Origin of the sequence: Specibacter sp. NPDC057265 (genome assembly GCF_042668835.1) — a bacterium.
In the GTDB taxonomy this organism is placed as follows: domain Bacteria; phylum Actinomycetota; class Actinomycetes; order Actinomycetales; family Micrococcaceae; genus Specibacter.
Window position 1 is genome coordinate 34,286 of the sequence record NZ_JBHUYE010000006.1, and the last position, 26,280, is coordinate 60,565.

The window sequence follows — 26,280 nt, forward strand, 5'->3', positions numbered from 1 at the left end:
GTTTCCTCGCAGCCCTTGCCTCGCGGATGTACCTAGGCATCATGCTGTGCCTTGCCCTTTTTGCCGTGTTGCCAGTCCTCTTCGGTTGGCACGGCACGGCAGTGCAAAGTGGCTCCATGGAACCGCACATCTCCCGCGGTGACGTGGTCTTGGCGGCCCCACTGAATGCCGCCAACCCGGTTCCCATGGGCGGAGTCGTGGAGTACCGCAGCCCGGCGGAGGCCGAGCCCAGCGGGGTCGAAAAGACCCGCCTTCACCGCATTGTCGGAGAAAATCCGGACGGCACGTTCGTTACAGCCGGCGATGCCAACGTCGACGTTGACAGCACCCCCATCACTCGAGATCAAATTAGCGGTCAGGCACGCTTACTCATCCCATGGGTGGGCCTGCCAGGCCTGTGGTTAGGCAGCGGCAATTTCCAGTATTTGTCACTGTGGTCTTTGTTGACTTTAGCGGCCGTGGCAGCCGCGGTAGGTGGTAGCAGCCGCCGCCCCTTTAAAGATGAGGGTGACGATGCCCCCGAGGAGGGCTTCGTTGCAGAAGAAGATTTGGGCACTGCCGACGAAGCCGCCGAACTCGAGGAGGCTGATCAAACCCAGCCAGCTACGGGCTGGCCCAGTGAAGCTGAACCCTCGTCCGCGCAGAGACTCAGTGCAGCCTTTGGAATCGTTGCAGCTTTAGTGGCCATGACAATATTGGGCGCCAGTGCTTTCTCTTCCGCAGCATTTACAGCCACTACAGCCAACGTGGCCAACACCTTTGGCGCGGCCCCCGACTGGGTGGCACCTACAGCCGCCATGATAAGTCCCGGGACTACGGTCAGGGACACGGTGCTGCTGACGGCAACAGCCTCGGATGACGTTAGTGGCATCCGGAAAGTGGTTATCCAGTATGCCTCAGTGGACACCGGAACATGGGTAAGCCTGTGCACATCTGAATCCGCACCCTACTCCTGCCCTTGGAACACCAAGGCTCTGCCAGATGGCGCCTACCTCCTTCGTGCCACGGCGACAGACAAAGCCGGACTTAGCACCACTACCGAACCGATACGCACAACGGTCGCTAACTCTTTTACAGTGGTGCTCGCCGATCCTGGTGAAACTGCCCACGGTGCTGTCAATCTCAGTACTGCGCTCAGCAGCGCTGGGACGATCCCCTACACGGTACGTATGGAATACTCCCCGGCGGACGCCAATACTTGGAAACCGATCTGCCAGAAAAGCACCGCGCCTTACACCTGTGTGTGGAATACGGTATTGATTGCCGACCGGGGCTATGACCTTCGTGCCGTAGCCGTCTCCGGGACCAGCACCACATACTCCAACATCGTTACAGATGTACTGGTGGACAATACTGCACCAGCAGTTTCCTTGAAAGATCCGGGAGTTACAATCCGCGGCACCACAACCTTCGAGGCAACCGCCTCAGACGCGACTTCTGGAGTGGCGCACGTACAGCTGCAGTACCTCCACTCTGGCACCTCCACGTGGGTCACCATGTGCAGCCTGGAAGAAGACCCCTACTCTTGTCGGTTTGATACCACCGCCTTGGCGCACGGCACTTACAGCTTCCGTGCGGTTGCCACCGACGAAGCAGGAAATACTTCGCTTTCTTCCGCTACGTCCTACCGCATGGTTGATAACACTGTGGCAACAGTCTCAGTGGAAGATCCAGGCGCGTATCTCACCGGTACCGTCACCCTTCGCGCTTTTGCCAATTCCACGGCCGGCATCACCAATGTCCGTATCCAAACGGCACCAGCCGGGACCACGGCCTGGAGCACACGATGCACCGACAATGCCGCGCCCTTCACGTGCCCATGGAACACTACCTCGATGACCGATGGACTGTACGACGTGCGCGCCATCTTGCTGGATGCCACGGGCAAAGAGACGATCTCCACCACCGTTGCCAATCGACGGGTGGATAACAGCCCCTTGCGGGGTGCAGACATTCAAACCACCAGCGGCCCAGGTATCGCAGGACGGTTGGATGCTGGCGACACCCTGAACTTTAGCTATAGTCAATTGATCAACCTCACAACCGTGACACCTGGCTGGACCGGGACCCCCATCCCCGTAACCCTTCGCCTACGGGACGGGAACCTGCTGGGGCTGGGAAGCAATGGCGACACGATCGACGTACAACGATCTGGTACCTCGGTGAATTTGGGTTCGGTAAATACCAAGGGCAACTTCGCCAGGCTTTTCGCCACCGTTCACCTCAACGGCACCATGACTGCTTCCACTGCCACCATCAATGGCATTCCCCGAACAATTGTTACAGTCACGGTGGGAAATGCAATTTCCGGATCCAACAGCCAGCTCACGAGCACCATATTGGCGAATATGGTGTGGAGTCCCCTCGCAGCTGTTAGAAACACCACCGGCGCCAGCTCATCAACGACACCAGTGACAGAGACGCCCCCCTTGGACCGTGATTTTTAGCAATGAAACTTGTGGCTACAAGCCACAGCAAGCCCAGTATTTTTTAGCTGGAACCCAGTAGTCCCAAAACATGTTCGATCCCCGCCATCGGCACCCCACCCTTGCGGACCACACCACCAGCATCCTGGCGAGAGCTTCGCCCTACAGGCACCAGGGATGATGAATATTTTTTCGTGGCCACAAGCCCGCAAGGTCAAGGAGCCAACAAGGCCCCGGGGAAGACCCCCCCCGGCAAGGCAACAGGATTGCACGTTTGGCATCAGCGCGCAGCAAGAAAAATCCCACCCAATGGGTCGTTCGGGTATAGGTGAAGTCCTAATGACTGCGGGTTTAGCACTATCAGCCCGCAGCTGGCTACACTCCGGAGGGGATGGAACCGGCGAGCATGCGTAACTGAGTCTCCTGCGGAACCATCCATAAGGCCGGTGGCGGCAGCTTCGCCGATTCTCCGGCCGCGACCTGGCCGCCGAAGTGCATCCCGCACAGCAAGGATATTGGGAATGAGTAGCCAAGCTACATTGGCGCGCCGCTTGGGAACCACCGATGCTGTAGTGATCGGTCTGGGGTCGATGATCGGTGCGGGAGTTTTTGCAGCCTTCACCCCTGCTGCCGCAGCAGCCGGGTCTGGTCTCCTGGTGGGTCTGGTCATCGCAGCATTCGTGGCCTTCTGCAATGCGACTTCATCGGCCCAACTGGCTGCAGCCTATCCGATCTCGGGCGGAAGCTACATCTACGGGCGTGAACGTCTTGGTCCCTGGGCAGGATACCTGGCAGGCTGGGGCTTCCTCGTCGGCAAGACCGCCAGCGCCGCGGCAATGGCCATGACCTTTGCTGCCTACGCGGCCCCGGCCGGGTGGGAAAGACCACTTGCAATTGCCGCTGTCATCGCCTTGGCTGCCGTAAATTACCACGGGGTTACACGTACCGCACGACTGACACGGGTTCTGGTGGCCGTTGTGCTTGCAGCCTTGGCCCTGGGCGTGGCGGCAGCCTGGGCAAGTGGTGGATCGGCGCCCCTGCACACCATTGGTGGCGGCCTCCTGGCCCACGGCTGGTACGGGATCATGCAATCCGCAGGACTGCTGTTTTTCGCATTCGCCGGATATGCGCGAATTGCGACCATGGGCGAGGAAGTGCGCGATCCCAAGCGGACAATTCCACGTGCCATTGGAATTTCCTTGTTGATTGCGATCATCATCTACGCGGCAGTCGCTGCGACGCTGTTGGCAACCATGGGGGCTGAGGGAATCGCGGCGGCCGCAACACCTCTGTCGAATGTCGCTGGCTCCGGCCCGTGGGCATGGGCCGCCCCGGTCGTGCGTATTGGGGCCGCTTTGGCCGCACTCGGTGCGCTGTTGGCGCTGGTGGCTGGTTTGGGCCGTACCAGTTTGGCCATGGCCAGGCACCATGATTTGCCGAATTGGCTTGCTGCCGTGCACCCTCAATATCAAGTACCGCACCGTGCCGAAGTGGTGCTTGGAGTCTTGATCTGCCTGGTGATTCTTGTGGCCGATCTGCGCGGAGCCATCGGCTTTTCGTCTTTCGGCGTTCTGGTCTACTACTTCATAGCCAATATTGCTGCTTTTACCCAAGCTGTTGATGAACGTCGATACCCCAAGGCATTGCAAGTCATCGGAGCGCTGGCGTGTATCGCTTTGATGGCGACGCTGCCGCCGGTGTCAGTCTTGACCGGAATGGCAGTGTTCATTATTGGCATCCTGCTGCGGCTGCTTCGACTGCGCCGGCCACGGTGACGGTTCCACGCCGGGACAGGGCGCCATCTGTCCAGCGAACGAGGGGAGGCTGTCTGCAGTCTTTCCGGCAATCAACCGACCATGACCGGGCCCGGCGGCCTGGAGCTGCCTGCTGACCACCAAACGTCAATTGTTGAGCACTTTTTGCCACTTTTCGGCCTTTGGTAATGATCTGATCGAGTGTGTGACCACGGTCCCTAAGTTGCGAATTTCCTGCTCTGACCACGCTCGAAAAGCAAAAGTTGCACAAAGTTTGGACTTGGATCAAGAAACCCGCGCAGGCCGGTGGCAGTAAAAAATTCTGGCCGGATACACTCTTTAGTTATTGAGGAGATTTCTTGGGAAGGTGTCCTCAAGCAGCACTGCAGCCACAGCCCTCAAAAAATTTCCCTTGGACGAAAGAGAAATCATGGCCCAGCCTCAAAACCCACTGTCAAAGCACCGAACCTTCCGTTTGGCCGCTATCCTCCTGGTCGTGCCGGGCTTGGCGTTGGGTGGCTGTTCCGCCGCCCCAGCTGAAAACGCAGGCACAACGCAGAGCAGGGCTGCCACTACAACAGCACCAGCAGTCGAGGCCCCCAAGGACGCCGCCAGCTTGGCCCAAACGGTCCAGGATGCAACAAAGGAGATCACCTCGCTCTCCTTCACCTCGGAGATTTCAGCAGCCGGGCAGGTCATTTCCGGAAGTGGTCAGCAGAAGATGTCAAGCGGCAAGCTTGAAGCCGCCAAGATTAGCCAGAGCGTAGGCGAAATGGGGCAGATCGACATCATTGTTGTGGACGGCAAGGTATACATTAAGCTTCCCACAGCCATGGGCGTCACCACCGCTGAGCAGCCTTGGGTTGAAGTCAATGAAGCAAGCAGCAACCCGACCATAGCGGCGATGTGGACCAGCCTGCAACCAACTTTGGAAGCATCCCCGGTGGCTACGTACTCCAACTTCATCCAGGCAACATCATCGGTGACGTTAGTCGGTCCCGAAACAGTGGATGGTGTAAAGACCAATCACTACAACGTGGTCGTCGATCCGAGCAAGCTCCCCGCCGGAAGCCAGGAGAAGGCGCAACTCGAAGCCGCGGGCCTTGATTCCATTCCCACCGAAATGTGGATCGATGAGTCAGGGCGGCCGGTGAAGCTGGTCCAGAAATTGGACGTTCAAGGGCAAGCCTTTTCAACCACCATGACGTTCAGCGGTTATGACGCAGCCGTGGACATCAGCGCACCTGCCGCCAGCGAAATCAGTCCCAGCTAAAAAACCCGGACACAAACTGACAAGGAAGCCCCAAGAACCTTGTTCTTTGGGGCTTCCTTCGTGGCTGTCCACCCCGGCGAGGGTGGCACGCCGGCCCTCGTACCTTTAAATCCACTTCCGGTACTTACTGCGCCCTGAAGCCGCTCCCACCCACAAATGCGCAGTTTTCCTTGAACCAGCTTCGAATTTGATCGCGCGAGGGAATTCTTGTGCAAGGTTGCCGCATTGCGGCTGCGGCTGCGCATCCGGTGCGGATCGGAACGCTTGGGGGCTACTGGGAATTCGGCGCGGTTGGAAGCACAGAGGTCAGCACTGACACCCATTCCTCAAATGCGTCCAGATGCGCATCATGGCTGGCACCGCTTAGCTCGCGGCGTTGGACGTTGTGGCCGCGCAGGACAAATTCGGACTTCTCCTCCGCAGTGAACATGCCATTTTCGCCGTACACCACCCATGTTGGTGCCCGGATAGATTCCCACTCGGCCCACCTGGGTGCGGACACTTCCGTGATTGCCCCAACCATCACATCAGGATCGAAGCTGGGCCATAATCCATCGCGGCGCTCTTCCAAATCCTCCACCCACGCCTTCTCGAGCGGGCCATCACCGAGAAATCTCCGAGCGGCCTTATGACTTGCAAAGGGCACTGGCCACGAACGAAGGAACTGGCCCAGAGCCTCCCTCTGGGCAGGGTCGCCGCTGCCCGGTCCGGTTTCCAACAGCACCAGCTGATGCACAAGATCCGGCCGGGCCGCGGCGAGGAGCATAGCCGTATGCCCGCCCATGGATTGCCCCACCAGCGTCACCGGGGCTCCGGCAGCTTTCTCAATGACGCGAATGACGTCGTCGACGAACGCCTTCCGGGATACATCACCGGGACGGCGGGTGCTGCGGCCATGCCCGCGCAGGTCGATCAGGATTGTTCTAAATTCGGGGAGGACAGACGCTGTCTGGAAGAACTCCCGCGCGCTGCCGGCAAGTCCATGCAGCATCACCACAGCCGGCCCTTGGCCACCGGAATCAAAATAGTTGATCCGCACACCTGAGCCCACATCAAGGGTGAAGGGCTGTAGGGGGCGCGGGCTGGCATCCATTTTACAAAGATAACCCGCAGTGGGTCCGAAGAACCACACACGACCGCGGGCGGCCGTCATGTGAAGGTACGTTGCGCGGGGCGGACCGGATGGGCGGCATCAGGGGCCCAGCAGGCAGCTCCAGCCAATCACGTAGCGGAGGGGGCCATCACGTGGCGGAGGAGGGCAGTCGCCGCTGTTGTTGACCCCGGGCTGCCACTTCCGGGGGGACCGTGTCACCGGCCATCCCCACTCCGGCTTTCGCCTTCTTCTCTCTGTGGCCGCGGATCGGCTTTCTGCAGGACACGCAATAAGTCGGCAGCAACGCTAAGGGCGATGACTGCAGGATGTTTTCCGGTGAGTTCGGGGACCCCCATGGGGCATTGGATGCGTTCAATGGCGGGTTCCCCGTGTCCCTCGGACAGGAGCCCTTTCCGGAACCTGGCCCATTTCGCGGCGGATCCAATGACGCCGACGCTGCCAAGACCCTCCCGTCGAAGGGCTGCGTCGCAGAGCATCAGGTCTTCCGCGTGGTCGTGGGTGAGGATCAGGATGTGCGCGCCCTCCGGAAGGCTGGCAATGAGGATCTCGGGGGCGGGCAAGGTATGAAGATGCACCGTGGCCGGGCCCGAGTTGAGCGTGGCGGCCAGATCGTCGTCGACCATGCCCTCCCGCGAATCGGCAAGGTGAAGAATGATTTCGTGCCGGCTGAGGATGCGCGCCAGTTCCTTGCCCACATGGCCGGCGCCGAAGATCGCGACGGTGGGGCGTTGCCCGATCAGTTCCAGGAGCACCCGCACAATGCCACCACAGCATTGGGTGCCGTACGCCACCCGTGCGTGTTCATTGAGTCCAAACTCGGCTTCCACCACCGTGTCCGTGCCATCGTTCAACATTGCCCGGGCACGCTCGATGAGCGTGGCCTCCATGTTGCCGCCGCCCACGCTTCCGGAGGCGGTTTGGACGTCGACGAACATTTTCGCGCCGACGTCCCGCGGCGAGTGCCCGCGCACCTCGACAATGGTCAGCAAAACTCCCGGCTTCCCGGCAGCGCGGGCCCTAGTGAGGCCGTCGAACCAGTCCATGATGCCTGCCCGGCTCAGTCGGTAACGAGCACTGGTGTAGGGGCCTGCCGGCGTGCCCGGTCAAGCGCCCAGTACACGGCCTCGGCAGTGGCAGGGGAGGGCAGCTCAACCTGGCGTCCGGCGTCGCCGAAGGCGGCAGCGGCGGCCCGCAGTGCTTCCCGCACGGCGATGGACAGCATCAGGGGCGGTTCGCCCACCGCTTTTGAGCCGTAAATGCTGCCGTCGTCGGAAGGGTGCTCGTCCACGTACAAGTTCACATTAAAAGCCTGCGGCAGTTCCGAAAATGACGGCAGCTTATAGGTGCTCGCTGCCTGCGTCAGCAGCTTTCCCCGGCCGGCACCATCGCTGGTGTCCCAGCGCAGGTCTTCCTGGGTGAGCCAGCCAACGCCTTGGACAAAGGCACCCTCGACCTGCCCCAGATCGATCAAGGGTGAGAGGGAACAGCCCACGTCGTGCAACAGGTCCACCCGGCGCATGGTATAGGCGCCCGTGTACCCATCAACCTCCACCTCGGCCACCGCCACCCCGCGCGCGTAGTACTTGAACGCGTTGCCCTTGTAGGTTTTGGAGTCGAAGAAAAGACCTTCCGTGCGGTAGTAGCCTGCCGCGGACAGGGACACGCGCTGGAGGTACGCAGTTTCGATCAGTTCCGCCCAGCTCACGGACTTGTCCGTGCCCAATCCGCCAACGGCCCCGTCGGTGATGCGCACCTCGTTTGCATTGACTCCAAGCAGGCCTGCGGCCACCGGTGCAAGCCGGTCCAGAATGATCTCACAGGCGTTCTTGACCGCGCCACCGTTGAGGTCGGAACCAGTCGAGGCCGAGGTGGCGGAGGTGTTGGGCACCTTGTCTGTCCGGGTCGGAGCGAGCCGGACCCGCCGCAGCGGGACGCCGAGGGCGGTCGCGGCGACCTGCAGCATCTTTGTATGCAATCCCTGACCCATTTCCGTTCCACCGTGGTTGATGAGCACCGAACCGTCCCGGTAAATGAGCACCAGCGCACCGGCCTGGTTCAAAAACGGCTTGTTGAACGACACCCCAAACTTCACGGGCGTGATGGCCAGACCCCGCTTGATGTGTTCGTGATGGGCGTTGAATTCTGCGACCTGGCGGAGCCGGGCTTCGTAATCGCTGGTCTTCTTCAGTTTCTCCCACATGACTGGCATGCGGGCGGCATGGCTGACCACTTGTTCGTATGGTGTAGTTTGACCGGGGGCATAGAAGTTCCGACGCCGGATCTCCTCCTCCCCGATGCCCAGCTTTGTGGCCGCCTGGCCCAGCAGGTCTTCGGTCACGATCATGCCGGCCGGGGCGCCAAAACCACGAAATGCCGTGTGCGAGGTCTTGTTCGTGCGGGCAACCTGGCCCACCACGTGGACATTGGGGAGGTAGTAGGCATTGTCAATGTGGCACAGCGCGCGGCTGACGACGGCGGGGGAGAGGTCCACGCTGCATCCGCCATCGGCGGTCAGGACCGCCTTGTAGGCGAGGATGTGCCCGTCGTCGTCGAGCCCGGCCTCCCAGCTGGCATGGAATCCGCCCCGTTTGCCGGTCATGGTCATGTCCTGGGTGCGGTTCAGGCGCAGGCTCACCGGCCGTCCGGTCAGCACGGCGCCCAGGGCTGCGACGGCGGCGAAGGCGTTCGCGTTGGTTTCCTTGCCGCCAAAGCCCCCGCCCATGCGCAGGCACTGCACGGTGACCTGGTTCGAGGGCACGCCAAGGACCCGGGCCGCAACTTCCTGCGTGTGGCTGGGGGCCTGGGTGGAGCATTGGATGAAGACCTGCCCACTTTCGTCGATGGTGGCAAATGATGCCTGGGTTTCGAGGTAAAAGTGCTCCTGGCCCTGAATGTCGATGCCGCCGCTGATGCGGTGCGGAGCATTCGCGAGGGCTGCATCTGCGTCGCCGCGCGCCAGGGTGGCGCGCGGTCCCTGGAACTGTCCCGCCGCAATGGCTTCCTGGGTGGTGATGATGGACGGCAGTTCCGTGATGGAGATTTTGATGGCCTCAGTTGCCAGGCGGGCTTCCTCGAGGGACTCGGCGAGCACCCAGGCCACGTGTTGGCCGTGGTACTGCACCTCTTCGGGGAAGAGCGGCTCGTCGCCCAAATCTCCGTAGTCGTTGATGCCGGGTACGTCTTCGGCGGTGAGCACACGGACAACCCCGGGCATGGTTTTGGCCGTGGAGGTGTCCAGCGAGTCGATGCGGGCGTGCGCGGCATACACCTGCAGCGGCCACGCGTAGAGCACATTGCTGGAGCGGCAGGGCAGATCGTCGGTGTAGAGCGCTTTGCCTGTGACGTGCTCCCAGGCTGCCTCGTGCGGCACGCTGAGACCGGTGGCGGCGCCGTCGGGGATTTCAGCGAGGGGGCGGGAGGAGAACGGGTTCATGATGACACCTCGGCGTGGAAGCGGCGGATGGATTGGGCCAGTGTGGCGCTGCGGTACTCGGCGCTGGCCCGGTGGTCAGTCATGGGTGTCACCTCGGTCATCAGGACCTCGGCAGCGGCTGCAAAGGATTCCGCTGTCCAGGGCTTTCCCATGAGTGCGGCCTCGGTGCCCCGTGCGCGCAGCGTCACGGCGGCCGCGCCGCCCACGCCGACCCGGATTTGTGCCACAGCCCCGTCCGTACGGGTTGCGGTGATGGCCACGGCCACCGAGGAGATGTCATCGAACCTGCGTTTGGCGATCTTGTAGAACCGGCCCAGCGGCGCGAGGGGCATGGGGATGTGCACGGCGCGGATGATTTCATCGACTGCACGCACGCTTTTTCGGTAACCGGTGAAATAGTCGGCCAACGCCACCGTCCGTTCGCCCCGTTCAGAGCTCAGGAGGAGACCGGCGTCGAGGGCAAGGAGCGCGGGGGCCATGTCCCCTATGGGGGATCCGGTGCCCAAATTCCCGCCTATGGTTGCGGCGTTCCTGATCAGCTGTGATGCGAAGCGCGGGAAGACCTGGTCCAGCAAGGGCACCGAACCATTCAACAGCCGTGCCACTTCCGACAGCGTCAGTGCCGCACCAATCTCAATGCGGTCCCCGGCGATGTGGAACTGGCGCAACTCGGGAAGCTGGTCGATCGCGATGGTGAGGGACGCGCGGCGGTGCTTGATGTTCAGCTCCACACCCCAGTCGGTGGAACCGGCCACAACGACCGCCTCCGGTGCCCCGGCGAGCAGCTCAAGGGCTTGCGCCAGATTGGCCGGCCGCACGAAGGCGCTGCCGGCATGCTCCAGACGCAGTGGCTGGCTGGCGGGTGCCGGCAGCTCACGGCGCCGCGCCATGGGGTCTTTGGGATCGACCTTTCCGAGCGCGAACGCCGCATCCCGGATGGGGCGGTATCCGGTGCACCGGCACAGGTTCCCGGAGAGTGCATGCAGATCGAAGCCATTGGGTCCGATCTCCGCTGCGTGCGGGGGAGTCGATTCGTACCTCGTGACCGGCACAGTCGCTGCATCCGCATCCGGGGGCAGCTGAAGGTCACCCTCGGGCGCATTCCCGTCGACGACGAGCGCCCAAGGAAGGTTGTTTCCGGTGGGTACCGCGCGTGCAGTGGAGACAATGTTTGATGTGGCCGAGGCCAAGCCGCAACTGCCCGATTCGCAGGAGCAATCGCGGCGGTCTTCACGGTAATACTCAGCTGCCATGGAGGAAATGAATCCTGGAGTGCAGTAACCGCATTGGGAACCGCCACGCAGGGCCATCTCTTCTTGCACGGGGTGCAGTCCCTGGTCGGTTGCCAAGCCCTCTGCCGTATATATCTCCTGGCCGGCGAGCATTGCGGCAGGCACCAGACACGAGTTGATCGAGGTCCAGCGGGTGCCGCCGTCACCGTCCGGGCGGGAGACCATCACTGCGCAGGCTCCGCATTCCCCTTCGGCGCATCCTTCTTTGGGGCCTGTGACCCCGCTGCCGCGCAGCCACGCCAGGGCGGTGGTATAGGGGGCAGTGGCCGCAATGGACATTTGTTGGCCGTTGACTCTCACGGCTGCGGCAGCCGCATCCGTTTTGCTGTGATCGACGGTTCCGGTCATGGTCCTTCTCCCTTGGCTCTGTCCAGCAACGGCGCAACGCCAATGCTCGCAGGCACGGGCGTCAGCATGGTTGGGACCGGCGGGGCCGGGACAGCCGCACCAGGTTATCCATGCGAACAGGTGGCAGCCAATGTGAGGCAGCATACACCCTTGGTGTTGGCGGCGGTAGTGGACCCGGCTCACAGACGCCCGCACCTGGTGGGGCAGGTGCTGGAGTTGTTGATGGATCCGGGCAACAGCACCTGGCCGATGGCCTCCAACATCGCGTTGCCGGGCAGAGGAAAAATGATCCACTGGGACAATGGCTTTGCACGGCCGCAAAAAGCGAGGAAACTGGCACTGCCCAGACCGCAAACCGCTTCGCCACCGGGTTCTTGTCCCGGTTCAATTTCTGGTGCTAGGGTCTCAACCATGTCCAGGCGGGCACCTGAAGCGGTCGCTGTCCACCGGGCGTGTATTGAGCTCAAGCCCGACTGCATACCGGTATGTGGAGCCAACAACTCTGCCAAAGGAAGGCACCATGGATACCAGCGAAAATGATCAGCGTTACATGGCCCAGGCCGTTGATTTGGCCACGGCCAACGTCTTGGACCACGGGGGGCCCTTCGGCGCCGTGGTGGTGACCGCGGACGGAAGGGCCTTTGAAGGCATCAACCGGGTGACCGCCAACAATGACCCAACAGCCCATGCCGAGGTTACAGCCATCCGCAATGCCTGTGCAGCCTTGGGCACCTTCGATCTCACCGGTGCAACCCTCTACACCAGCTGTGAGCCCTGCCCCATGTGCCTGGCTTCGGCACTGTGGGCACGGGTGGGCAGGGTCTACTTTGCCGCGGACCGGCACGATGCTGCCCGTGCGGGTTTCGACGACGCCGTCTTTTATGACTTTTTTGACACCCCTGTCGAAGAACGAAGCATGCCTGTCCAACAGCTCGCTCCGGGCGCCAACGATCCGCTGGTTCCGTTCAGCACCTGGGGCGGGCTCGACACCCGGATCGACTATTAACCCAGGTGAAAGCCGGGCTGCCCGGTTTGCCTGCTGCGGGTTGCCGGCAACGGCGGGTGCCGCTGCCGGCAACCCGGCCCAGCAGTGGTGAAGCGGGCGCGGACCACCCTTTTCCGCCCCAGCCGGGCTGCCGGCCACGGACTTCATCCCATGCGGCTGTGCCGCGCCGGCACACCGTGGAAAAGCCGGTGTGGACGGCAGCGGCCCGGTCCTGCCTACAGGGTGGCGGTGTCAATGACGAAGCGGTAACGCACATCCGAGGCCAGCACACGTTCATAGGCGTCATTGATTTGGCCCGCGGAAATCATTTCTATATCCGAGCCGATGCCGTATTGGGCGCAAAAGTCCAGCATTTCCTGGGTCTCGCGGATGCCACCAATCATGGAGCCGGCAAAGGACCTGCGGGAGTTGATCAGGGAGAACGCCTGGACCGGGAGGGGCTCGGCCGGGGCGCCGACGTTCACCAGTGCGCCATTGAGGGTGAGCAGCTGCAGGTAGGCGTTGATGTCAATTGCGGCGCTGACGGTGTTGATGATCAAGTCAAAGCTGCCGGCCAGGCGGCTGAAGGTTTCCGGGTCGCTGGTGGCGTGGAAGTGGTCGGCACCCAACTTCAGTCCGTCGTCGTGCTTCTTGAGGGTTTGGGACAGGACTGTGACCTCGGCGCCCATGGCGTGGGCAATTTTGACCGCCATGTGGCCGAGTCCGCCCAGTCCAACAACAGCAACTTTTTTGCCCGGACCCGCGCCCCAGTGGTTGAGCGGGGAAAAGGTGGTGATGCCCGCACACAGCAGGGGGGCGGCGACGTCGAGCTCAAGACCGGCCGGGATGCGGAGCACGAAATCTTCGGTGACCACCACGTGGGTGGAGTAGCCGCCCTGGGTGGTGGTGCCGTCGCGGTCCACGGCGCCGTAGGTCCCGGTGTTGCCGGCCAGGCAGTACTGCTCCTCCCCGGCCAGGCAGTGGACGCATTCGCGGCAGGAGTTCACCATGCAGCCGACGCCGACCCGGTCGCCAACGGCGTGCTTGGTGACCGCTGAGCCGACCTCGGTGACGATGCCGGTGATTTCATGGCCGGGGGTCAGCGGGTAGCTTTGCGGGCCCCAGTCACCGCGGACGGTGTGGATGTCCGAGTGGCAAATCCCAGCGAATTTGACCTCGATCAAGACATCATGGGCGCCGACGTTCCGGCGTTCAACGGTGGTGGGGATGAGTGCTTCGGTGGCCGAGGGGGCGGCGTAAGCCTTGACGGTGGACATGGTGCTCCTAATGCTTGGCATGAATGGGTTGGGTGGGGAAGGCAGTCCCCGCAGGCGGTGCAGACTAGTTTTCCCAGAACGGGTAGTCCGTGTAACCCTTGGTGCCCTCGGTGTAGAAGGTGGCGAAGTCGGGCTCATTGAGGGGCAGCCCGTCCTGCCACCTGCGGACCAGGTCCGGGTTCGCCAGGGCGGGGCGGCCCACGGCCACGGCATCGGCCAGGCCGTTGTCCGTCATGTTCTGCGCATCCTCCAAGGAGGTGACGGTGCTGAATCCGGTGTTGAGGACCACGGGGCCGCCGAAGGCGCTGCGGATCTGCTGGATAAACCCTCCGGATGGTTCCGCATGCAGGATGCTCAGACCCGCCAAGCCCAGCGGGGCCAGGCCATGGGCCAAGGCCAGATAGGTGGCCAGGGCGTCGGCGTCGTCCGTTTCCAGCGCGTCCTGGATGTTGTGGGCCGGTGAGATGCGCAGCCAGGTCTTGTCCGCGCCGATGGCTTGGGCAATGGCTGTGGCTATTTCCACCGTGAGACGGGCCCGGTTTTCCGGACTGCCGCCGTAGGCATCCGTGCGGTGGTTGGATGAGGGTGCGAGGAACTCGTGCAGCAGGTAGCCGTTGGCTCCGTGGATTTCAATGCCGTCGAACCCTGCAGTGATGGCGTTCCGTGCGGCCTGGGCGAACTCTTCGACAATGCGGGGCAGTTCCTCCGTGGCCAGCGCCCGCGGCACCGGGTACGGGACCTTGCCTGCGTAGTTGCGGGTGAAGCCGTCAATGGCAATGGCACTGGGACCCACCGGGTCAAGGCCGCCGGTGAGCCCGGAATTGGTGACCCGGCCGGCATGCATGATCTGCACAATGATCCGGCCACCTTCGGCGTGGACGGCGTCGGTGACCTTCCGCCATCCGGCGATCTGCGCCTCCGTCACCAGACCGGGCTGCCGGACAAAGCCCTGGCCGCCCACGCTGGGGTAGGTGCCCTCGGAAACCAGCAGCCCCATGGATGCGCGCTGGCGGTAATATTCGACGACGTCGTCCCCCGGCACGCCGTCGCGCCCTGAACGGGAACGGGTGAGCGGGGCCATGATGAGGCGGTTGGGCAGGGTGAGAGCACCGAGGGTGATGGGGCTAAAGAGGCTCATGTAGATTCCTGATTCCATGTGGTTGAGGTCGGGCGGGTAGCCCGCCTTTGAGACAAGGAAGTTTCCGCCCAGATAATTCCTGCCGGGCATGGGCAGGTACTTTCCCGTGCTGCCGGAGCGCAGGCCACCGTGGTGCAACAAACGGCTGCGGAACGCCCACGGCCAGCTGTCGGTGATTTCCCCTTGATGCCCAGGGATGGAGCTGGACCGCCACCCCGGTTGGCCACTGCACAAACTGACAAGTTGGAAGCGCGGCGGCAGCAGTGCCCAAAACGCACGACGGATCAGAACGAGCAATTGCACTGCATTCCGGCCACCGATCCAGCCGGGGGTTACCCGCACCGCAGGTGGCTGGATGGCGGGGGAGTGAGCTGCTCTTAATTGCGCAGCGGTGTGCGCAGGGCGCCGCGGAAGAAAATGCCGCGGCGCTGGCCCGGGCCGCCGGACCGCGCCGCGCGACGCATTCCGGTCCAGCTAGAGGACGAACGCCTGGGCCTGGATGGCAACAGTGGCAGCACCCCTGGCCCATTCGGTGAAGTCGGCGGAAGCCAGGTGAAGACTGATGGGTTCCGCCTCCGGATCCCTGCCGGCGACGACGGCTTCACGGACCGCCGTCTCCTTGACGGCAAATAGCCCTATTCCTTCTCCGCCCAGTACAACCGTATTGACCATGGTGAGGTTGGCGGCTGCCGCTATGAGCTTGCCCAGCGCATTGGCCGCCGAAGTGACAACGGCCTCCGCCACCCGATTTCCCTCCTTGGCCAGTTCCAGTGCCTGGCTGTAGTTCACGGGGCGTCCCAAAACCGACGAAATCTGGGCACAGATGCTTGGGATGGAGAGCATGGCCGTGGAGCAGCCCCGATGGCCCTCCATGCACAAGGGGCCGTTGGGGTCCAACGGAAAATGGCCGCCCAGACCAAGGCCCGTATCTGCCGTTCGCCTGACCTGGTTGTCAATCACCAAGCCATAGCCCACCCCTGCACCAATGGTGACGACGGCAAAATCAGCAGTTTCCCTGCCGGCGCCAAACCACTGCTCGGCCGCCACGAGGGCGCTGACATCATTGTCAGCCACCACCGGCAGGCCCAGCTCATCTGCCAGCATCTGGGTCAGGGGCACATCCTTCCAACCAAGAAACGGTGCCCTGTGCACCACACCGTCACCGCGAACCTGGCCGCCCAACGCGACGCCCACACCCGTCAGCTTCACAGCCCGCTGCACACTCAGCTGCCGTGCCAATTGAGCCACCCCGGCGACCACAAAAGCAGGGGATGTTTGCGTCAGAGGTAGGCTGGCATCGGCAATGATGGTGGCCCGCAGGTCGGTCAACACGGCTTGCAAGATGTCACCTGTCACTTTCACGCCCATGAAGTGGGCACTGTCCTCGCGCACATCCAGCAGCCTCACAGGCCGGCCCACCGTGCCGCCAGCCACCAACTCCCCTTCAATGAGGACCCCCGCATCCAGCAGTGGTTTGCTGAGCCGGGTCAGGCTTGCCACGCTGAGCCTGAGGGCCTGGGCCAGGTCACCACGTGAAATGGGTCCGCGGACCAGCACCAGCCGGGCCAAATCAAGGGCAGAGTCCGCAAGCACGCGCCTCTTGGGGGATAGCTGTTTTGGGTGGGCTGATACCGGAAGCACGGAGTTCATGCACTTAGTTTATTGCACATTGGAGTAAATGGGGCCCCGACAGGCCGACTTCCGGCCGCTAACGTGATTCTTGACACCGTAATTACTATTGCGGTAAAACTATTGCATGAGTTTTGAATCTTCCTACGCCCAACTGCACCGCGGCGGAACTTCCGTCATCGTCGACCTGGACACCGCAGGCCTTCCCTCGATTGTTCATTGGGGCCCCACCACGGGCCCCCTGGCGGAGTCCGAGCTGGCGGCTCTGGCCATCGCCGCGCGCCCCCAACGCGTGTCGGGTGGAATCGACGTTCCCGCACGTCTCACGCTCCTGCCCCAGGAAACCTTTGGTTGGCAGGGATCTCCCGCCCTGGTGGGCCAGCGCGACGGCGCGGCTTGGAACAGCGCCTTGAGCACGACAACGGTGGTCGCTTCCACCGCCCACGGGCTGACCATCACCGCCGAAGATCCGGCCGCGCAGTTGCGCATGGTCACTGAACTGACTTTGAGTTCCCATGGGGTGTTGCATCAGCGTCACACCCTGAGCAATATTGGTTCCAGCGACTACCAGCTTCACCAGCTTTCCGTGGTTTTCCCCCTGCCGGCATCCGCCACCATGGTTCAAGACAGTACCGGGCGGCATTTGAAGGAGCGGTCCGCCCAGCGGCGGCCCCTGATGGTTGGCGCCCACGTCCGCGAGAGCCGCCGCGGCCGTCCAGGTGCTGACGCAACTCTTTTGATGCTGGCCGGGACCGCGGACTTTGGCCACCGCCAGGGATTGGTGCACGGCGCCCACCTGGCGTGGAGCGGAAACCACCGGCTCAGCGCCGAACGCACCATTACCAGTGACAATTTCTTGAGCGCCGGAGAGTTGTTGCTGCCCGGGGAAGTGGTGCTGTCTCCAGGCGAAAGCTACTCCACTCCATGGGCCTATGGTTCCTGGGGTTACGGTTTGGATGAGTTGGCGGGGCGTTTCCACCAGGATCTGCGCGACCGCCCGCAGCACCCCTCCCGCCCGCGCCCGGTCACCTTAAACACTTGGGAGGCCGTTTACTTTGACCATGACCTCGCCACGTTGTCCACCTTGGCCGAGAAGGCTGCCGCCATTGGTGTGGAGCGTTTTGTCCTTGACGACGGCTGGTTCCTTGGCCGCCGCGACGACACGGCAGGGTTGGGAGACTGGTTTGTGGATCCTGCCGTGTGGACCGATGGTCTGGGCCCCATCATCAATCACGTCCACGGGCTGGGCATGGAGTTTGGTCTCTGGTTTGAACCCGAAATGGTCAATCCGGATTCGGACGTGGCCCGAAACCACCCGGAATGGATTCTGCACACCGAAGGCCGCTGGCCCGTCAGCGGCCGCCAGCAGCAGGTGCTGAACCTGGCCCACCCCGGCTGCTACGACTACCTGCTGGAACGCATCAGCGCCATACTTGACCAGTACCCCATCAGCTACATCAAATGGGACCACAACCGTGACCTCATGGACGCCGCCGATCCACGCACCGGCCGCGCCGCCGTGCGGGACACCACCTTGGCCCTGTACCGTCTGTTGGCCGAGCTGAAAACCCGGTACACCCACCTGGAAATTGAAAGCTGTGCCTCAGGCGGTGCCCGCGTGGACCTTGGGATCCTGGAGCATACGGACCGAATTTGGACCAGCGACTGCATCGACCCCATTGAACGGCTCGACAACCAGGCCAACACTTCACTGCTGGTTCCCTATGAGCTGATGGGCGCCCACATTGGCGGGCCAATTTCCCATTCCACCCGTCGCCAACACAGTCTGGGATTCATGGCACGCACGGCCATCTTTGGCCACTTCGGCATTGAGTGGAACATTTCCGCCATCAGCGAGGAACAAACAGCGGAACTCAGCCAATGGGTGGATTTCCACAAGGAGAACCGCGCACTGTTCCACACGGGTGTCTCAGTCCACGCCGATCTGCCTGATTCCGCCTTGGACCTGCGGGGAGTGGTGGCGCAGGACGGCGGCCGCGCCGTCTTCGCCCTCACACAGCGCGAAGCGTCCATCACCTACCCGTCAGGGCGGATCACGTTACCTGGATTGACTCCGCAGGACCAGTACCTGGTCACACTCTCACACCCCCTGGACGACATGGTTGGCAACGGCCAATCCCCTTTGGAGTGGCCGCTGCATGAATCCACGCTCTCCGGACGTGTTTTGGAAACCGTTGGCCTTCAAGCTCCGGTGCTCTTCCCCGAACAATCAGTGCTGATTATGCTCACCAGGGTCGACGTCGACCCTCAGTGGGCCCCCTAAGGAGTTCGCATGAGAGCAACACCCCGCCTGATTCCGGCACGCCGGAAAGGCTCTGCCCGCGCAGTGGCAGGCGCCGCCGGTTTGGCCATCATCCTCAGCCTCAGCGGCTGTGGCTCCGCCGACGACGGCCGCGTGAAACTGGACTTCTTTCAATACAAACCCGAGGCCGTGGGCCAATTTGAAAAGCTGGTGGCCGAGTTTGAGTCCCAAAACCCGAACATTGATGTGGTGGTCAATAACGTCCCGGACCCGGACACGGCCATCCGCACACTGTTGGTGAAGGACAAGACGCCGGATGTCTTGACTCTCAACGGCAACGGAAATTTTGGTGACCTGTCCAAGGCCTGTGTTTTCGCGGATCTCTCGGAGCTGTCTGCAGCTGCACGGGTCATACCGTCCGTACGGGACATCCTGGACGGGCTGGGGACCTGCCACGGGAATGAAAGCAATGGTTTGCCGTTCGCCAACAATGCCAGTGGCATCCTCTGCAACCCGGAGATTTTCAATAAATACGGTGTTGAAGTGCCGCAGACCTGGGATGATCTCATCGCCGCAGCGGAGACCTTCAAATCCCAAGGCGTCAACCCCTTTTACATGACATTGAAGGACGCCTGGACCGTGCAGCCGGCCTACGTCAACCTGGCAGGAAACCTCATGCCGCAGGACTTCTTCGACGATGTGCGTTCGGCCGGCTGGACCACGGCGGCGGGGCGGTACGGTTTTGAAAAAAATGGCGACGAAGCGGCCACGAAGCTTCAAAAGTTGTTTAGCTACGCCCAGCCCGGGGCCGAAAGTGCCAGCTACAATGACGGCAACGCGGCCTTTGGCGCCGGCGAATCGGCAATGTATCTACAGGGCAGTTTCGCCATCCCGGCAATACGCGCCTCGAACCCCCAGGTGCAGATAAAATCCTTCCCGTACCCCACGAGCAATGATCCGGCCAAGAACACCCTGGTTTCCGGGGTGGATGTCGCGCTGGCCATTGGCAAGGACACCCAACACCCGGTCGAGGCCAAGAAATTCGTGGAATTCCTCATGTCGGCCCCGTCCCTTGATTACTACTCGGCCGCCCAATCATCGCTGACGCCGGTGACGGATGCCGCCGCGAGCGAGGACCCGGCGCTGGCCGGCATCCAAGGCTTCTTCAACGAAGGCAGGGTCATTGGCTACTTCGACCACCACGTGCCGCCGAGCATCCCGCTGCCACCGCTGCTGCAACAGTTTGTCCTTGATGGCAACAAGTCGGCGTTCCTGACGCGCATGGACCATGAATTTGAAAAGACCGCAGCCCGCACCATCACCAAGAAAGGCGACTGACCATGACAGCCATAGTGGCCAAGGCGAAGAAACCGCGCAGCGCGTCCGGCCTGCAACGTCGGCGGCCTTCCCGGGCGCACAAAACGTTCTACTGGATGGTGGTGCCGGCGCTCGTACTGTTTGTCATCCTGCACACGGTCCCGACGTTGACGGGCATGTTCTTTAGTTTCACCAACTATGCCGGCTACGGCGAGTGGGACTTCGTGGGCCTGTCCAATTACGTGAACCTTTTCAAGGACGACAGGATCATGGCGTCCTACGGCTTCACGTTCCTCTTTGCCATCACCACCACCATCGCGGTGAACGTGGGCGCCTTGTTCATCGCGATCCTGCTCAACTCCAAGATCAAGTTCCAGACGGCGTTCCGTGGGATCTTCTTTATCCCCAACATCCTTTCGGTCCTCATTGTGGGCTACGTCTTCAACTACTTGATCTCCAACAACCTGCCCTTGATCGGTCAGGCACTTGGCATCGATTGGCTTTCAAGCTCCATCCTGGCCAACCCGGACTTGGCGTGGCTGGGCATTGTGGGTGTCACGGCCTGGCAGTCCATCGCTTTTAGCGTCATCATTTATCTTGCCGGTCTCCAGACCGTCCCGCTTGAACTCTACGAAGCTGCCAGCCTGGACGGGGCCTCTCCCTGGCGCCAGTTCTGGTCCATAACCTTTCCGCTGATTTCCGGCTTCTTCACCATCAACATGGTGCTTGCGCTCAAGGGCCTTCTCCAGGCATTTGACCAAATTGTGGCACTGACCAACGGCGGGCCGGGCACGTCCACCGAATCCGTGGCCATGGTGATTTACCGCGGCGGTTTCCAAGGCGGGGAATACGGCTACCAGATGGCCAACTCCGTGGTGTACCTGGTGGTCATTGTGGTGCTTTCCCTCCTACAGCTGCGTGTTCTTTCGCGCAAGGAAGCTGATTTCTCATGAGTACGCTTACCCGCAGCACAGCGAACGCGGGCAACGGCACCCCGGCCGGTGCCCGGCGCAGGTCCGCAGTCAACGTTCCCTTGACCATCTTGGTGGCTGTCCTTTCGCTGACAGTGCTAATACCCCTGTATTTCACCATTGTCACGGCACTTAAATCCCCCGACCAGCTCGGCGGCAACGGTTTGGCCCTGCCTACCAGCATCCATCCGGAAAACTTTTCCAATGCTTGGAAACTGACCAATTTTCCCAACGCACTGCTCATCTCCGGGATCGTGACGGCAGCTGCGGTGGTACTGACCATCTTGACCAACTCACTCGTGGCCTATGCCATTGCGCGGAACATGCACCGCCCGTTCTTCAAGGCGCTGTACTACTTCTTCATTGCCGCGTTGTTTGTGCCGTTTCCCATCATCATGCTGCCGGTGACGAAAGAGATGGCTGTGCTGGGACTGGACAATCCGGTGGGCTTGTTTCTGCTATACACGGTATATGGTCTCAGCTTCAACATTTTTGTTTACACGGCGTTCATCAAATCAATTCCGGTTGAGCTGGAGGAAGCGGCCATCATGGACGGGGCCAGCGTCTGGACCACGTTCCGGAAAGTGATTTTCCCCATCCTGACCCCCATTAACGCCACCGTGGGGATCCTGACCTGCCTTTGGGCTTGGAACGACTTCCTCCTGCCGTTGGTCATCCTTTCCGATCCCGCAACACGCACATTGCCTCTGGTGCAGTACATCTTCCAAAGCCAGTTCAATACGGATTACACCACAGCCTTCGCCTCATACCTGATGGCCATGGCGCCGCTGCTTCTTGTTTACTTGTTTGCCCAGCGCTGGGTTATTTCCGGTGTCATGAGAGGATCCATCAAATAATGTTCCCTGATGTTCAATGGTGGCGCCAAGCCGCCGTCTATCAGATTTATCCCCGCAGCTTCTTCGACACCACAGGTGACGGCATTGGCAAGCTGGCCGGTGTCACGGCCCGCATGGACTACCTGGCTGCATTGGGCATTGACGCCATTTGGCTTAGTCCGTTCTATCCCTCGGCGCTGGCCGACGGCGGCTACGACGTTGACGACTACCGGAATGTGGACCCCAAGTTGGGTTCACTGGCCGACTTTGACGCCATGGTGGCGGCCGCGCACTCCCAGCACATCAAGGTCATTGTCGACGTGGTCCCCAACCACTCTTCCAACCGCCACGAATGGTTTCAAGCCGCCTTGGCCTCGGCACCCGGCTCGCCCGAACGTGCCCGTTACCATTTCTTCGATGGCGGGGGAGACGACGGCGAGCTGCCGCCTTCAGACTGGCCTTCACACTTTGGCGGTCCTGCCTGGACGCGCGTGGTGGAGACCTCCGGGCCCAAGGCCGGTTTGCCTGGTCAGTGGTACTTGCACCTCTTTGCCTCCGAACAGCCGGACTTCAACTGGGACCACCCCGAGGTGCGCGAGGATTTTCACAAGACTTTGCGGTTTTGGGCAGACAGGGGGGTGGATGGTTTCCGGGTGGACGTTGCCCACGCGCTGGTTAAGGACATGGGCCTGCCCCTGCGTTCCAAGCCGTCGCTGGAGATCGTGGTGGACGACGGCAGCGACCCTCTCTTTGACAGGGACGAAGTCCACGAAATTTTCGCCGGCTGGCGCTCCGTGCTGAATGAGTACGATCCGCCGCGGGCTGCCGTGGCCGAGGCGTGGGTGCCTTTCACCTCACGACGTCTGAATTATGCCCGGCCCACGGGCTTGGGCCAGGCCTTCAACTTTGACCTGCTCCAAGCCCCCTTTGATGCTGCGCAATTCCGCAGCATTGTCCAGAAGTGCCTGACTGAGGCGACAGCATCCGGGGCATCCTCCACATGGGTGTTTTCCAACCACGATGTGGTGCGCCATCCATCGCGCTATGCCTTTGCTGCCGGAAGCACAACGGCCGACGTGGAGGCGTGGCTGCTGGCGGACGGCGTTTCAACCACAGCCGGCGGCCCGCTGGACCCGCAGCTGGGCTTGCGCCGGGCACGGGCCGCGACGCTGTTCATGTTGGGGCTGCCCGGATCCGCCTACCTTTACCAGGGTGAGGAACTGGGACTGTTCGAAGTGGCAGATCTTCCACACGCCGCTCTGGCTGATCCGACGTGGTTTCGCACCAAGCAGCAGGTCAAGGGCCGCGACGGCTGCCGCGTGCCACTGCCTTGGTCTGCCCTGGCCCAGAACTTTGGCTTCGGCGGCATCCCCTGGCTGCCACAACCGGCTTGGTTTGCCGGGCAGGCCGCTGACGTGCAGGACGGGGTGGCCGGGTCGACCTTGGAAATGTACCGTGAAGCGTTGGCTTGGCGCCGAAGCCTGCAGACCACTGAGTCGCTGGAATGGATCAGCGAACCGGCCGCCACCTTGAGCCATTATGTCCGCCCCAATGGCTGGGAAGTGCTGTGCAACTTCAGCGACACGCCGGCCTCGCTGCCCCTCGAACTTGATCTCAGCAGGCTTGTGCTGAGCAGCAGCGGCTCAGTGACGGCGGGAACAACATTGGACACGTGGGAACAACAGCGGACAATCCCAGGAGCTACAACAGTTTGGGTTGCTCCTTCCGGGACGTCTGGATAGTCAGCCCATTTTTCAGGATTGCTTCCTGGACCGCTTGTGGTTGTCGGGCCCGAGCCACAAAAAGCAACCTGGGTGAGACCTTGCGGCCGCTTGGGCCGCAACCAGTTCCAGAACCGGTTGCGGCCTGGACGGTTACGCCGGTCTGCGTTGATTACGTGTCTGGACCGCTGCGTATTTTGTTTTTAATACCGGAGTCGCCTGTTGGGTGACCGGAATGGTCAGCGGGCGTGCTCTTCCGTGCGAATGACAGGGCCCGGGCCGCAGCTTCACTGCGCTGGCAGGAATGCCCAAAGCTGATGCCAAAGGGCCCGTGGTGGCTTGAGGGTGGGTTGCTGGCGGGGGTGTGGTCGTGAATCTGGATCATGCTGCGCGGCCGCAGGACCGGGCAGCAGCACTCCGGCAACGCCGGCAGGGCGGTCCGCGCTCCTGAGCTGCGCGGCTTGCCCTAGATAATTCGTAGGATTGTTCCGTGGCCCTGGAGTTGCCTGTCAACCCCTAGGCATTGGTTCTTATCTGGATCAGGGCCAGGTCGAGCAGGGAAGTTGCAACGCCATGGCGCTGTGCTTGCCTGGCTAGATCACCCAGGATGTGTTCTGCTTCCGTTGGCAGCCCGGCTGTCAGGTCCCGGTAGAGGGAGGATGTGAATGCGGAGCCTGCTTCCGTCAGCAGTGTCTTGGATTGGGTGTGCGACTGTTGGGACACCGTGTGTCCGGCTGCCGCGGCTACGGCCTCGGTTTCCGCGATGACCGCAATGATTTGCGGCAGTCCTCCTGCGTCGATGATTTTTCCCACTGGACCGCGGAATAGGCAGGTGATGATGCCGGCGGCTGCGATGAATACCCATTTGTCCCAAAGCGCACCCGTGATGTCGGGGCTGACGGTGAGGGCGATTCCGGGAACGGTGAGCGCGTTTTCAATCCTCGCCGGCACGCCGGGATGGGCGGGGCTGCCGATGGTCAATGTGGTGAGCCCTGTCATCTGCCGAACAACCCCCTCTTCGAGGGTTGCGACGATTTTCGCCAGTCCGCCCAGGATTTGGCCGGGAAACTCCTGTTCCAGCTGGTGGATGTGTTTGAGGCCGTTGAGAATTGGCAGGATGAAGGAACCCGGTCCCAGGTAGGGGCGCAGATCTGCGATCGCGGACTCCAAGGCGCCGGCTTTGACTGTGAGGATGATCAAGTCGAAGGGATCGCTGGGCTCACCACTGACAAGGGTCTGTACTGTGTGGGTGCGGTCGCCGCTGGGCGAGACGAAGCGCAGCCCGTCCCGTTGAAGGGCCACGGCGCGGGGCGCCCGGACAAGATAGGTGATGTCACGTCCTGCTTCTTGGAGCAAGGTGCCAAATGCGCCTCCGGTTGCTCCTGCACCAACAATGAGGATTTTCATGGAAAATGTCCTTCTCTGTGTTCGAGTAGCTGGTTGAGGCTAGTTGAAGCCAAGGATACGCAAACCGGCGGTAACGACCGCAGCGACGAGAACGGTCACAATGACGGGTTGTTTGCAGAATGCGCATGCGGCGCCCGCAAGTACCCCAAGGGGGCGGGCGAAGCCGTCCAGTTGTGGGCCATCGTAGAGCGTCGCGGTTGCTGCGACCGCCAGCAACAGCACGGTGGTGCCCAGATTCAAGGTGGTGGTGGTCTGCGCAGACAACGTTGCGCGTGAGCCCAGCATCACTCCGCTGATCCTAAAGGTATAGGTGGCGGCCGCCAGGACCATGATGCCCAGGACCAGGGACACGGAGGTCATAGCTGAACCGGCTTTCGGATCATGACCAGTGGAACGGCGGCCAATGCCAGTATGGGGGCAACCCCTGCCGGAACAAACGGCGTGGCGAGGATGGCAAGCACCATCCCCACTATTGCGACGGCGATGGCTGGTCTTTCGGTCAACGCCGGGACGGCAACTGCAACGAGGACTGCCGGGAGAACGGCATCAATGCCAAGCACCCGCGGGTCCGGAACGATCCCACCCAGAAGACCACCCAGCAATGCGCCGAGAGGCCAAACCAGGAGAATGCCCAGGCCTGTGGTCCAGTACAGCAAACGACGGCGCTCGGGGGCGGATTCAGCGATGGCGAGGGCAACCGCTTCATCGTTGATCAGATGCGCCGCGACCCATTGACGCCCACCGGTTCCAAAGATCTTTGCGAGTGTAAAGCCGAATACCAGGTGTCTGGTATTGACCAGCGCACTGGTCGCCGCTGCCAGCATGGGTGGGACGCCGGCGCCGAGCGCGGCGACAAAAAGGAACTCTGACGAGCCGGCCAGCACGAGGACGGCCAGAAGGAGATTTGCCCACAAGGGGATGCCCGCAGTGTGTGCGGCGAGTCCGTAGGAAATCCCCATGATCAGCACGGAGGCACATACCAAAACAATGTTCCGTGTTCCCACGGATCCAACTGTCCTATATATTGAACGCATGACTAATATGATGGACTCCGGGTTGGTGGCTCGTCAACTTGTGTCCGCCTCCTGCAACATGG

Annotated in this window: 19 protein-coding genes; 9 read left to right on the forward strand and 10 right to left on the reverse strand. The window is 61.9% G+C overall.

The features are described 5' to 3' along the window. Positions 1 to 26: 26 nt before the first annotated feature. The 3 genes from ACFUCV_RS06255 (at position 27) to ACFUCV_RS06265 (ending at position 5,453) form a co-directional block, all read left to right on the forward strand. On the forward strand, positions 27 to 2,447 hold the full coding sequence (locus ACFUCV_RS06255; protein WP_380813461.1) for an Ig-like domain-containing protein: 2,421 nt from the start codon (positions 27 to 29) through the stop codon (positions 2,445 to 2,447). A gap of 500 nt (positions 2,448 to 2,947) precedes the next feature. Beyond that, a complete protein-coding gene (locus ACFUCV_RS06260; RefSeq protein WP_380813464.1) occupies positions 2,948 to 4,201 on the forward strand; it encodes an APC family permease in 1,254 nt (417 codons plus the stop codon). A 391-nt stretch (positions 4,202 to 4,592) separates the two neighbouring features. Next, positions 4,593 to 5,453 carry an LppX_LprAFG lipoprotein gene (locus ACFUCV_RS06265; protein WP_380813467.1) on the forward strand — a complete coding sequence of 287 codons (861 nt, stop codon included), beginning with the start codon at positions 4,593 to 4,595 and terminating at the stop codon, positions 5,451 to 5,453. Between the two features lie 271 nt (positions 5,454 to 5,724). Here ACFUCV_RS06265 and ACFUCV_RS06270 read toward each other — a convergent pair whose 3' ends face one another. The 4 genes from ACFUCV_RS06270 to ACFUCV_RS06285 all read right to left on the reverse strand — a co-directional run bounded on the left by ACFUCV_RS06270 (position 5,725) and on the right by ACFUCV_RS06285 (position 11,640). Further along, entirely contained in the window at positions 5,725 to 6,546 is an 822-nt protein-coding gene (locus tag ACFUCV_RS06270) for an alpha/beta fold hydrolase (protein WP_380813469.1), read from the reverse strand. A gap of 215 nt (positions 6,547 to 6,761) precedes the next feature. Further along, the gene (xdhC, locus tag ACFUCV_RS06275) at positions 6,762 to 7,610 is read right to left on the reverse strand and encodes a xanthine dehydrogenase accessory protein XdhC (protein ID WP_380813472.1); all 849 of its coding nucleotides are present in this window, start codon (positions 7,608 to 7,610) and stop codon (positions 6,762 to 6,764) included. A 14-nt stretch (positions 7,611 to 7,624) separates the two neighbouring features. Continuing rightward, positions 7,625 to 10,000: a xanthine dehydrogenase molybdopterin binding subunit gene (gene xdhB, locus ACFUCV_RS06280; RefSeq protein WP_380813475.1), complete on the reverse strand. Its 2,376-nt coding sequence runs from the start codon at positions 9,998 to 10,000 to the stop codon at positions 7,625 to 7,627. Beyond that, the gene (locus ACFUCV_RS06285) at positions 9,997 to 11,640 is read right to left on the reverse strand and encodes a xanthine dehydrogenase small subunit (RefSeq protein WP_380813478.1); all 1,644 of its coding nucleotides are present in this window, start codon (positions 11,638 to 11,640) and stop codon (positions 9,997 to 9,999) included. Before ACFUCV_RS06285 ends, xdhB begins: the two co-directional genes overlap by 4 nt. A gap of 520 nt (positions 11,641 to 12,160) precedes the next feature. On the opposite strand from ACFUCV_RS06285, the gene ACFUCV_RS06290 reads away from it, so the two are divergent. Beyond that, positions 12,161 to 12,646: a nucleoside deaminase gene (locus tag ACFUCV_RS06290; RefSeq protein WP_380813481.1), complete on the forward strand. Its 486-nt coding sequence runs from the start codon at positions 12,161 to 12,163 to the stop codon at positions 12,644 to 12,646. Positions 12,647 to 12,861: 215 nt separating this feature from the next. Here the strand turns inward: ACFUCV_RS06290 and ACFUCV_RS06295 are convergent, their stop codons facing one another. The 3 genes from ACFUCV_RS06295 to ACFUCV_RS06305 form a co-directional block, all read right to left on the reverse strand. Next, on the reverse strand, positions 12,862 to 13,902 hold the full coding sequence (locus tag ACFUCV_RS06295; RefSeq protein ID WP_380813485.1) for an NAD(P)-dependent alcohol dehydrogenase: 1,041 nt from the start codon (positions 13,900 to 13,902) through the stop codon (positions 12,862 to 12,864). Between the two features lie 64 nt (positions 13,903 to 13,966). Continuing rightward, positions 13,967 to 15,040 (reverse strand): alkene reductase, encoded by a 1,074-nt coding sequence (locus ACFUCV_RS06300; RefSeq protein ID WP_380813853.1) that lies wholly within the window; start codon positions 15,038 to 15,040, stop codon positions 13,967 to 13,969. Positions 15,041 to 15,514: 474 nt separating this feature from the next. Then, entirely contained in the window at positions 15,515 to 16,690 is a 1,176-nt protein-coding gene (locus tag ACFUCV_RS06305) for an ROK family protein (protein ID WP_380813488.1), read from the reverse strand. Between the two features lie 106 nt (positions 16,691 to 16,796). Here ACFUCV_RS06305 and ACFUCV_RS06310 point away from each other — a divergent pair, with 106 nt between their 5' ends. The 5 genes from ACFUCV_RS06310 to ACFUCV_RS06330 are packed head-to-tail and all read left to right on the forward strand — an operon-like array spanning position 16,797 to position 23,798. Beyond that, complete coding sequence (locus ACFUCV_RS06310; protein WP_380813491.1) at positions 16,797 to 18,953, forward strand: alpha-galactosidase; 2,157 nt, start codon at positions 16,797 to 16,799, stop codon at positions 18,951 to 18,953. A gap of 9 nt (positions 18,954 to 18,962) precedes the next feature. Next, entirely contained in the window at positions 18,963 to 20,270 is a 1,308-nt protein-coding gene (locus tag ACFUCV_RS06315) for an ABC transporter substrate-binding protein (RefSeq protein ID WP_380813494.1), read from the forward strand. A gap of 2 nt (positions 20,271 to 20,272) precedes the next feature. Beyond that, positions 20,273 to 21,202, forward strand: coding sequence for a carbohydrate ABC transporter permease (locus ACFUCV_RS06320; protein WP_380813497.1), 930 nt, complete (start codon positions 20,273 to 20,275; stop codon positions 21,200 to 21,202). Beyond that, positions 21,199 to 22,077, forward strand: a complete 879-nt coding sequence (locus ACFUCV_RS06325) for a carbohydrate ABC transporter permease (protein ID WP_380813500.1) — start codon at positions 21,199 to 21,201, stop codon at positions 22,075 to 22,077. Before ACFUCV_RS06320 ends, ACFUCV_RS06325 begins: the two co-directional genes overlap by 4 nt. Beyond that, positions 22,077 to 23,798, forward strand: coding sequence for a glycoside hydrolase family 13 protein (locus ACFUCV_RS06330; protein WP_380813503.1), 1,722 nt, complete (start codon positions 22,077 to 22,079; stop codon positions 23,796 to 23,798). Before ACFUCV_RS06325 ends, ACFUCV_RS06330 begins: the two co-directional genes overlap by 1 nt. A 495-nt stretch (positions 23,799 to 24,293) precedes the next feature. Here the strand turns inward: ACFUCV_RS06330 and ACFUCV_RS06335 are convergent, their stop codons facing one another. Genes ACFUCV_RS06335 through ACFUCV_RS06345 form a run of 3 tightly spaced genes read right to left on the reverse strand, consistent with a single transcriptional unit; the run spans position 24,294 to position 26,188 of the window. Further along, positions 24,294 to 25,184, reverse strand: a complete 891-nt coding sequence (locus tag ACFUCV_RS06335; RefSeq protein WP_380813506.1) for a ketopantoate reductase family protein — start codon at positions 25,182 to 25,184, stop codon at positions 24,294 to 24,296. Positions 25,185 to 25,223: 39 nt separating this feature from the next. After that, entirely contained in the window at positions 25,224 to 25,544 is a 321-nt protein-coding gene (locus ACFUCV_RS06340; RefSeq protein WP_380813509.1) for an AzlD domain-containing protein, read from the reverse strand. Then, positions 25,541 to 26,188: an AzlC family ABC transporter permease gene (locus ACFUCV_RS06345; protein WP_380813512.1), complete on the reverse strand. Its 648-nt coding sequence runs from the start codon at positions 26,186 to 26,188 to the stop codon at positions 25,541 to 25,543. Before ACFUCV_RS06345 ends, ACFUCV_RS06340 begins: the two co-directional genes overlap by 4 nt. Positions 26,189 to 26,280 lie beyond the last annotated feature (92 nt).

What these genes read in the sequence shown, in the direction of transcription:
- ACFUCV_RS06255 (WP_380813461.1), top strand. Translation starts at nt 27, where the DNA reads ATGTACCTAGGCATCATGCTGTGCCTTGCCCTTTTTGCCGTGTTGCCA.
- ACFUCV_RS06260 (WP_380813464.1), top strand. Translation starts at nt 2,948, where the DNA reads ATGAGTAGCCAAGCTACATTGGCGCGCCGCTTGGGAACCACCGATGCT.
- ACFUCV_RS06270 (WP_380813469.1), bottom strand. Translation starts at nt 6,546, where the DNA reads ATGGATGCCAGCCCGCGCCCCCTACAGCCCTTCACCCTTGATGTGGGC.
- xdhC (WP_380813472.1), bottom strand. Translation starts at nt 7,610, where the DNA reads ATGGACTGGTTCGACGGCCTCACTAGGGCCCGCGCTGCCGGGAAGCCG.
- xdhB (WP_380813475.1), bottom strand. Translation starts at nt 10,000, where the DNA reads ATGAACCCGTTCTCCTCCCGCCCCCTCGCTGAAATCCCCGACGGCGCC.
- ACFUCV_RS06285 (WP_380813478.1), bottom strand. Translation starts at nt 11,640, where the DNA reads ATGACCGGAACCGTCGATCACAGCAAAACGGATGCGGCTGCCGCAGCC.
- ACFUCV_RS06290 (WP_380813481.1), top strand. Translation starts at nt 12,161, where the DNA reads ATGGATACCAGCGAAAATGATCAGCGTTACATGGCCCAGGCCGTTGAT.
- ACFUCV_RS06295 (WP_380813485.1), bottom strand. Translation starts at nt 13,902, where the DNA reads ATGTCCACCGTCAAGGCTTACGCCGCCCCCTCGGCCACCGAAGCACTC.
- ACFUCV_RS06300 (WP_380813853.1), bottom strand. Translation starts at nt 15,040, where the DNA reads ATGAGCCTCTTTAGCCCCATCACCCTCGGTGCTCTCACCCTGCCCAAC.
- ACFUCV_RS06305 (WP_380813488.1), bottom strand. Translation starts at nt 16,690, where the DNA reads ATGAACTCCGTGCTTCCGGTATCAGCCCACCCAAAACAGCTATCCCCC.
- ACFUCV_RS06310 (WP_380813491.1), top strand. Translation starts at nt 16,797, where the DNA reads ATGAGTTTTGAATCTTCCTACGCCCAACTGCACCGCGGCGGAACTTCC.
- ACFUCV_RS06315 (WP_380813494.1), top strand. Translation starts at nt 18,963, where the DNA reads ATGAGAGCAACACCCCGCCTGATTCCGGCACGCCGGAAAGGCTCTGCC.
- ACFUCV_RS06320 (WP_380813497.1), top strand. Translation starts at nt 20,273, where the DNA reads ATGACAGCCATAGTGGCCAAGGCGAAGAAACCGCGCAGCGCGTCCGGC.
- ACFUCV_RS06325 (WP_380813500.1), top strand. Translation starts at nt 21,199, where the DNA reads ATGAGTACGCTTACCCGCAGCACAGCGAACGCGGGCAACGGCACCCCG.
- ACFUCV_RS06330 (WP_380813503.1), top strand. Translation starts at nt 22,077, where the DNA reads ATGTTCCCTGATGTTCAATGGTGGCGCCAAGCCGCCGTCTATCAGATT.
- ACFUCV_RS06335 (WP_380813506.1), bottom strand. Translation starts at nt 25,184, where the DNA reads ATGAAAATCCTCATTGTTGGTGCAGGAGCAACCGGAGGCGCATTTGGC.
- ACFUCV_RS06340 (WP_380813509.1), bottom strand. Translation starts at nt 25,544, where the DNA reads ATGACCTCCGTGTCCCTGGTCCTGGGCATCATGGTCCTGGCGGCCGCC.